6 protein-coding genes are annotated in these 8,918 nt (G+C 34.6%); 2 read left to right on the top strand and 4 right to left on the bottom strand.

Annotated features, from left to right (window positions below; genetic code table 11):
- Positions 1-290: 290 nt before the first annotated feature.
- From P618_RS05005 to P618_RS04990, 4 genes are all read right to left on the bottom strand, one after another.
- A complete protein-coding gene (locus P618_RS05005) occupies positions 291-1,244 on the bottom strand; it encodes an RluA family pseudouridine synthase (RefSeq protein WP_021827294.1) in 954 nt (317 codons plus the stop codon).
- A gap of 188 nt (positions 1,245-1,432) precedes the next feature.
- On the bottom strand, positions 1,433-2,629 hold the full coding sequence (tgt, locus tag P618_RS05000; protein WP_021827295.1) for a tRNA guanosine(34) transglycosylase Tgt: 1,197 nt from the start codon (positions 2,627-2,629) through the stop codon (positions 1,433-1,435).
- 232 nt (positions 2,630-2,861) lie between these two features.
- Positions 2,862-3,053: a hypothetical protein gene (locus P618_RS09500; RefSeq protein WP_420805330.1), complete on the bottom strand. Its 192-nt coding sequence runs from the start codon at positions 3,051-3,053 to the stop codon at positions 2,862-2,864.
- A 568-nt stretch (positions 3,054-3,621) separates the two neighbouring features.
- Complete coding sequence (locus P618_RS04990; protein WP_040458535.1) at positions 3,622-4,560, bottom strand: hypothetical protein; 939 nt, start codon at positions 4,558-4,560, stop codon at positions 3,622-3,624.
- 324 nt (positions 4,561-4,884) lie between these two features.
- Here P618_RS04990 and bamA point away from each other — a divergent pair, with 324 nt between their 5' ends.
- Positions 4,885-7,563 (top strand): outer membrane protein assembly factor BamA, encoded by a 2,679-nt coding sequence (gene bamA / locus P618_RS04985; protein ID WP_021827300.1) that lies wholly within the window; start codon positions 4,885-4,887, stop codon positions 7,561-7,563.
- A gap of 558 nt (positions 7,564-8,121) precedes the next feature.
- Positions 8,122-8,295 (top strand): hypothetical protein, encoded by a 174-nt coding sequence (locus P618_RS08465; RefSeq protein WP_024161231.1) that lies wholly within the window; start codon positions 8,122-8,124, stop codon positions 8,293-8,295.
- Positions 8,296-8,918 lie beyond the last annotated feature (623 nt).

Below are 8,918 nucleotides of genomic sequence, written 5' to 3'. Positions count from 1 at the left end.
TAGTCGCTATAAATATCAAGAAGATCCAGTTTCATTTTTTGTCCTTAAAAACTTACGGACGAAAAATATGATTATTTCAAGCAAAAATCAACTATTGCTGCGTAACATCAGCACTTAAGCAACAGGCGATACATGATTCTTCCCAAAAGGTAGACCGTTTTCTTGAGTTCGTTTGTCAATTATAGAAACAGTTATGCCATTTTAGCACGAATGAGATTAGAGATATATACACGTTTCTAAACGTTAGAAAACAAAAAATTTACGGTAATTTTTACTGAATACTTCAAAAGTCAAAAATTTAAAATATGCTTGTCGAAATAAAGGAATAAAAAATCTAACATATCTTGGGGAATATCACTTGTAATAGATATGTTATGGTGCGTCATAGGGTGAAGAAAAGATAATTGATACGCGTGCAGTCCTTGACGTAATAAATCTTTATGGGCTCGACCGTGCCCGTACATTTTATCCCCTACGATGCTATTTCCAAGGTGAGCTAAATGTACTCGAATTTGATGCGTTCTTCCGGTTTCTGGAAAACATTCTAAAAGACTATATTTTTTACAACAGGATTGCGCTGTAACGCGATAGCGTGTTAAAGATTGTTTTCCTTGCGTTAAGCTGACAGCTCTACGAAAAGGATGTTTTGGGTGTCTTCCTATACAAACTTCCACACGCCCCACAGGAGGGGTAGGACACCCGTAAACGATCGCAAAATATTTTTTAAAAACATGACGTTTTTCAAATTGCTGACTTAAATGTCGATGGGCAATATCGTGTTTTGCAATTAACAATGCTCCACTTGTAAATTGGTCTAATCTGTGAACGATGCCAGGGCGTTGGCACCCTGCTAATTGAGAAAGTTGATTTTGACAATGCGCAATAAGTCCATGTACCAAACTGTCTTCTTGATGCCCTGAAGAAGGATGAACAACTTGTCCTGCTTTCTTGTTGATGATCATAATATCGTCATCTTCGTACAAAATATCTAAATTCATAACAATAGGTTTTAATGTCAATGGCTCAGGAGGTAAAATATCGATTTTAAAAATTGACCCCAAGATAACTTTCATGGATTGATCTTTTTTGGATAAAAATCTTGTTGAATTTTGAACTTGCCCTTGCTCCAAAAGATTTTGAACACAAGCGCGACTGCAGTTTGGAAGATGTATTGTTAAAAATTGGTCTAATCGCATACCACAAAATTCAGATTGCACACAAATCGTATATGTTTGTTTATCCATTCTATTTTCCCTCCATAGTGTCAGATCGCACTTTTAACACAATTTTTTAGATCTATGTATATTTTTTACATCAATTAAACGAAAAAAAGTTAATATCCGAACACGCATCTTATTTGTTTGTATTTGAAAATATTTTATTTATTGTGTTAAAATTAGTGTTTTTAATTTTTTTACTCTAAAAATAAAGTTCAATCACCTACCCATTGTAGACGCACGTCCTTCATGGAATTTAAGGCAATACCGTCACGAATTGCTTCCATCATGCTATTCATAAAAAAAACATTATGTATCGTTAAAGCAGAACCGGCAGATATTTCTTTTGATTTCATTAAATGATGAAGATATGCGCGCGTATATCTTTGGCACGTAGGGCATGTGCATGTTTCATCAATAGGGCGATGATCATTTTTAAAACACGCTTTTAAGAGATTAATGGAAGCGCGTGAATGATACGCTTCATGAGCGGTACTCCAATAGTGAGGTCTGATGAGAGCCCCTCCGTGACGTCCTAATCGTGTAGGAATAACACAGTCAAATGTATCAATTCCTTTTGCAATTCCATCAAAAATGTCCTGAATTTTTCCAATCCCAAGCAAATGAATGGGGCGTTCTGGGCATAAATTTTCTAATGCCATATCTAAAACTTCTCTCATTTGAGCAGAAGTTTTGCCTAAAGATCCCCCAATACCATGACCAAAAAAAGGCATAGAATTTAAAAAATCTACACTTTGGCAGCGTAAATCTGGATAAATACCTCCTTGAGAAATTCCATACAGCCCTTGGTATGATCTTTTATAAGGAGCATCTTCCTTTAAAAATGCTGTTAAAGATCTTTTTGCCCAACGATGACTTTGCTCCATAGAAGCGCGTGTTTGTTCATAAGAAATATGGTATGGGGTGCACTCGTCTAATGTAAAAATACAATCTGCTCCCAAAGCTTGCTGGACATGAATAGACAGCTCAGGTGTAAGGCACCATGTGCTTCCATCACGATAACTTAAAAAAGTAGCTCCGTTCTCAGAAATTTTAAGATAACGCCCAGACCTGGGGGATCCTTTTATTTCTTGAGAAACGCAACCGTATCCAAGGCTAAAAATTTGATATCCACCCGAGTCCGTGTAAGTGGGGCCGCTCCACCCCATAAACGTTCCAACACTTCCGCTTTTAGCAATAACCTCAGCTCCAGGTTGTAGCATTAAATGGTACGTATTTGCCAGAATTACGGGAGTATTTAATGTTTCCATGGTCCAAACATCTACTCCCTTTATTGTTGCTTTCGTCGCACAAAAAAAGAAAGAGGGGGTTGAAATATTTCCATGAGCTGTAAAAATTGTTCCCAATCGACCATATGGTGTATTTTTTTTTACTGTGAATTTAGGAAACATCTTATGAGAAAAAAAATTGCATTTCTAGTATAATATCAGAATTAAAAAAAAACTTATACGTAGAGTATTAAATTTTTTATAATTTTTTGATATGCATCGTATCTCTGCCTTTTTTCAAAAACGTATGTAGTAAATTAGGTTCAACACAAGTTCTAAATTTATGAGAAAGAGAAATGGTAAAATTCACATTATAGTAAATTAAACGTTTAGTCCCAACAACATGTAATTTGGATTATGAATTAAAATTTGAATTATTATGCTCAAATTCTAACATAATAATATCAAAATGGGTTTGATATTTCAATGATTTCAGCTTTCTTTGATGATTATAATAAAGCACAAAAGTCATCATATGGAACTTCAGCTCATCGAGGTTTTTGTAAAAATAAGCCTTTGTTGCACGTTGTTTGAGGGGGCTGTTGATGACTTCGACCTTACCGTTGGTCCAAGGATGCTTGAATTTGGTGAGCCTGCGTTCAATGTTATGCTTCTTGCACATCACATCAAAGGGGGGCGTTTTGTTTTTTTGCTTCAGATATAGTGCAAGCAATTCATAATTAAATTGCGCCCCATTGTCTGTGAGAATTTTCGTTATTTTAAAAAGACAATGGGCGATCAGATTTTTCAAAAATGTACGTTATTTCTAGAAAAAAAAAAATTCTCAGATCTATATCGCAAAGAAATTTTCACTTAGATTGCTTATTGCCAAAATTTACTTTTATTCTTTAACACGAAACCTCAATTTAATTTATTAGAACTAATTTAAAGCTTTGAAGGAAAAAGTTTAGAATCGAAATTGGACGTATTTCTTTCGATATCAAAATGTTCAATAGTACGATTTTTTACGCAATAAAGATCAACGCTATTCCATAAAATTTACAATTATCGCAGGAATCGTGAACATCAATAACGGAAAAAGAAAAAAGAAACATTCTTTTGAAAAATGGATAACGATTTATGCAAAAGGTCCAACATCTTTATACGGATTATTTCTATAAAGTGCTTTTTTTATCTCTTTGATCATTAACTGTCGTCATAGCTTTTCCCAAAGCTCCGAATGCGTCAGCAACGTTTCCCAAAGATTTATTGTTAGTGTTATTCGAATATTGTTTTAACACATTGGCCCCCATCTGCGTTACTAAACCTCCAAAACTCAATTTTCCTTGTACAGGACCTGTAGAAATTTGAATATTTTCTTTAGTTTGTTTTTGATTGTGATCAAAGTTATTTTGATCACTAGATTTAGATGTATACGTATCATCAGGTTTAGTGTTCACGTAATTTTGTTGCGGAATCAGGCCATTTTGATTTGGAATAAATTGTGTTGAATAACCTTGTTGTATAGGTGTTAGTGGTGTGGTTTTAGGAAAATATTGTCCAGAGCCAGGGTAAGAAGGTGCAGAGCGATTTATTAGAGGAGCACTATTTTGATTAGGGGAAATAGTATTCAGCAACTGAACACTGTTTTGATAAGGCGGAACAGTATTGAGCAATGGACCGCTTTGATTAGGATAGATAGTTAAGTTCTTAAAATTATTGGGATTCGTTGGAATTGGTTGCGCATTTTTTAAACCATAAGAGTTTTGCAAAGGAGTGCGGACATTAAATGTTTGCTGTATAGTATTAGCATTAAATGGTTGCGCAGGACTGGCGCTAAATGGTTGCTGTATAGTATTAGCATTAAATGGTTGCGCAGGACGGGCGCTAAATGGTTGCTGTATAGTATTAGCATTAAATGGTTTCTGTGCAGTATTAGCATTAAATGGTTGCACAGAAAGAGCTCTAAAAGGTTGCTGAACAGTGCTGACATTAGAAGGCATAGTATTGGCTGAAAATGAAGTAATTTGAGGGGATTGAACATATGGGAAGGCGTACACCTCTACTACGCTTCCTATCGTTAAGAAAAAAATAATATATTTTTTATTGTTCATTTTTATAATTTTTTTATTAGAAAACATTAGTTAATTATACAAAAAAAATGCTAATATTTTGTTAGATTTTCTATGTATGAATAGTTTTTTCAAATCAATACAACGTTTTCATTACAGATATTTAAAAGCATTGATGAATGGATACTAACATCGACAAGTTATCATTTTTTGGAACGGATTAAATATGAAAGTTCGGAATAAAAAACGCTTCATTTTCAGTCTTTATATAAATTATTATATAAAGTGATAGGAAGCTCACGTTTTTGTTCCTAATATGCATGTTTTCTTTACTGTTTGTTCATATTATCGTTGTGTGTAAGAGTCTTGTTTTTTTTTAAGATTAGCTGCATAATCGTCGTAACAGATGCTTTTTTAACGTTGATTTTGAAGGTTTTACCTGTAGTATTTTTTTTGGTATTGTTTTTAGTGCAAAAAGCAAACTCTGTAGATCCAGAAAGTTCTTTTACTTTGCCAGAGCGCACAAAGGAAAGTGCGTTAGATTCAGCAAAAAAAAAGTTAGGTGCTTCTGAAATTTTGGGTGCTTCTGAAAAAGAAGAGAAAAAATCATCGGAAGTTAATAACCCTTCTACTGCTGTAACACATGCTCTTCCTGAAGAAGGTGAAGGTTTTAAAGACGATGCGATAGTTCCAGAGGCATTAGAGCATTTTTCTCCAGCAAAACCTGATGAAAATTTACAAACATTGCTTCCAGATTCATCTAAGCTTTTGGATCATTCCGATAAAGAAAAAAAACCGATACACTCTGTTCATATAGAAGGCATTCATCGCGTAGATCGTCAGGCTATTTTAGATCATCTTCCCAATCGATCTTATTGTACTCAAGGAGATTTAGATGTATTTGTTAAAAATCTTTTTAATAGCGGTTTGTTTAAAGAGGTCAGTGTTTCTTTAGAAAAAAATACTCTTACAGTGAGAGTTTTAGAAAATCCTTCCATATCAGAGGTGCGTTTTGAGGGAAATCAAAAAGTTTCCAGGTCTGATTTAAAAGAGGATACGACTTTACAACCCAGAGATATTTTTTCTAAAGAAGCTATCTCTAGCGAAGTGAAACGCGTTACTCAGTTGTACAGTAATAAAGGGTATTATGCAGCTAAGGTTTTTCCTTTGATTCAACGTTTAAAGCAAAATCGTGTCAATGTTATTTTTCAAATTCAGGAAGGAAATCGAAGCTACAATAAAAAAATTCGTTTTTTCATTGATTCTAAATCTCCTGGTTTTACCGATCGTACGCTAAAAAGTGTCATTACGAGTTTGGAAGATCGATGGTGGCGTATTTTGGGAGATCCAGCCGAAAGTTATGATAAAACTCGTGTTGAGTATGATTGTGATTTACTTCGTAAACATTATTACAGAAATGGATATCTTGATGTTCGAGTTACTGCACATACTCAATTAGCAAAAAATAGAGAGCATTTTTATATTACATTTTTTATTCAAGAAGGCCCCCAATACTGCATTTCTGATGTTAAAATTCAAAGTGAAATCAAAAACTTGAATTTGAAGGGATTAGAATCACATATTTCTTTAGGAAAAGGTGAGGTTTTTAATGCTGAGATGCCAGAAAGAGTTTCTGCGCGTATGGCACAAGAACTTGAATCAAGGGGGTTGTCTTTTGTAGAAATACGTCCAATTGTTGATAAAAATGAAGAAAAAAAAGAGGTTGCTCTTTGTTTTATAGCGCGAAAAGCTCCTGTTGTTTATGTAGGAAAAATCTTAATGAAAGGAAATTATGCTACAAATGATAGAATTTTTCGGCGTGTTTTAAAACTTTCAGAAGGCGATTCTTTAAGCATAAATAAGATCAATAATTCTAAAGAGCTTTTGGAAAATATGGATTTTTTTGAATCTGTAGAAATTAAAACTTCAGCTACTGAGCATCCAAAAATTCAAGATGTTGTTGTTGAGGTTAAGGAAAAAGGAACGGGAGATATTAAATTTTCCGGTGGATACAGTACACAAGACGGTATTATTGGGCAAATAGGATTAGAGGAGCGCAATTTATTTGGTCGTGCTTTGTATGGAAATTTCAGTGCTATGGTTGCTCAACATGGTATGGATTTTCGTGCTGGAGTAGCAAATCCATTTAGTTTTGGGCGTAATTTAACGTTAGGTGGTACCGTATTCTTTAATCGTTTTCGCAGCACAACGTCAGGTAATTTTTCTGGAGAGGGGGCATACAAGCAGAGCGCCGGTGGAGGAGACATTTATGCTCGCTATCCTTTATCTTCGACGCTTTCTCAATCTTGGGGATACAGTATGCATGCTGATCATGTAAGCCATTTTTCTCCTTATATGTCTCCTTATATTTTAGAAAATATGTACGGAAAGTATAATATCTTAAATGCTTCTTTGGAGCATAAAATAGACTACGCAAGAGCGCATGTTGAGAACGGAGAGTATGTGAGTGGAACAGGAGTTCAATGGAGCACTGTGTTTCACGGAGTGGGTGGGGAAATCAAGTGCCTTAAAAATATCGTTATGGCTACTCATTATATTCCTCTTGATAATGAAAGAACGTTTATTTTAAAGTTCGAAGTTCAAGGAGGTGTGATTAATAGGGTAGGGTACATGCGTTTTTCAGATCAATTTACTTTAGGTTTATTTTCTTTTCCAGGGTTTCGTTTTTCTGGACTTGGACCTCGCGATGAGCGTACTGGAGATGCTTTGTTTGCTCGATGCTATTATACCGCATCCATAAAGTTTTATTGGGGATTAGATTTTTTGGGCATTCCTAAAGAAACGCCTCTTAGAGCAGTGGTTTTTGGTTATACGGGATCTTTGTGGAATTCTATTTTTGGAAAAAGAGACAATGCTGCATATATTTTAAGCCAAAATTTTCAAAATCGCGCTTCTTATGGGGCAGGGTTAATATGGACACTTCCGATGGTTGGAAATATTGGATTTTTATTTGCAAAGCCTGTACAACGTAAAGATTGGGATCAAACACAGACGTTTTTGTTTGTTTGGGGACAATCGTTTTAAGTGAGCGGATATTGGAAATAAGCTTATTGTGTAGAGTGTTATGTTTAATGTGATGGTGTATTGTTTATAGATTTGAACTGAAGCTTGTTTAGATTAAAAGTGGTTTTGAATGTATTTAAAATTTAAAAATGATAAAAGTCGCTGTTTTTTCAGGAAAAAATAAAAATTTATAAAAAAATCAGTACTCATTTGTCGTGAAAGATACGATTATAAATTAGGAATTTTGTTTTTAAAAAAAGATGACGCAACGGCACAGAATACACGACGTATCCGACAAATTTTGGAAAATATTAGAGCCTCATCTACCGGGAAGAGAAGGGGGGTGGGGAGAAAAAGTAAGGGGCAGTCGTAAATTTATAAACGCTGTTTTATGGATTTTGATATCGGGTTCTCCTTAGCGAGATCTTTCTCCGGATTATGGAGATTTGAAAAATACGCACAGAAGATTTTGTAGATGATGAGATAAAGGAATTTTGGAAAATCTTTTAGAAAAACTGAGTGTTGATCCAAACTATGAGTGGCTGATGATAGATGTCACTCATATCAGAGTACATCCTTATGCAGCAAACGTTAAGGAAAGTAACCAAGGCATGGGTCGAACAAAAAGGTGCTCAACACGAGGCTACATATGTACATATGGCCGTGGATACGCATGATATTCTGGTCAAAGTTATGTTACGTCAGGTGCTGTTGCTGATTGCAAGCAAGTTAGCTGGCTTGTTGAAGGAATAGATGCTGAAAATTTTGTTACAAACAAAGAATATGATACCAATAAAATGCTGAAGCGAACTTGCAACGCGATTGCGTGAAAAATACTTTTTCATTTCTTGCTTTTGTTCAAATCAGATTCCTTTTTCTTTGATTGAATTTCTTTTGACGACACGGTTTAAGAAATGTCAAGCTGAATGTTGAACTGGGTTTTACGTTATACCATAAATAAGCGTAAGAATTGTTTTTTATCAGAGTAAAGCAAGCTAACATTTGCGAAAAAGCGTGTTGTTTTTAAAATAAAAAGTTAAGATCGTAGTTAAATTTTCGAGAGTTTTGACGTTTAGATAGTTTTATGTCAAAATACAACTATGTATTAAGGTCATCAGCAATGCATTGCAAAAAGTGTAATTCCGAAAACTTGCATAAGGAACGGTATAGTACGCAAGGTTCAGCGCTATAAGTGTAAGGAATATGATTATTAACTGATGTTACGCAGCAATAGTTGATTTCTGCTTGAAATAATCATATTTTTCGTCCATAAGTTTTTAAGGACAAAACATGAAACTGGATCTTCTTGATATGTATAGCGACTATTTGATAAGTCAAAATCACTATGCAACATCGACTGGTTTAGCCAATATGTT

The sequence above is a fragment of the Holospora obtusa F1 genome (genome assembly GCF_000469665.2).
GTDB lineage: Bacteria > Pseudomonadota > Alphaproteobacteria > Holosporales > Holosporaceae > Holospora > Holospora obtusa.
The sequence above is the reverse complement of the archived record's forward strand: the minus strand, read 5'-3'. Positions and strand labels throughout refer to the sequence as shown.

Coding starts and splice junctions, on each gene's coding strand:
- P618_RS05005 (WP_021827294.1), bottom strand. CDS start 1,244: ATGGATAAACAAACATATACGATTTGTGTGCAATCTGAATTTTGTGGT.
- tgt (WP_021827295.1), bottom strand. CDS start 2,629: ATGTTTCCTAAATTCACAGTAAAAAAAAATACACCATATGGTCGATTG.
- P618_RS04990 (WP_040458535.1), bottom strand. CDS start 4,560: ATGAACAATAAAAAATATATTATTTTTTTCTTAACGATAGGAAGCGTA.
- P618_RS08465 (WP_024161231.1), top strand. CDS start 8,122: ATGCAGCAAACGTTAAGGAAAGTAACCAAGGCATGGGTCGAACAAAAA.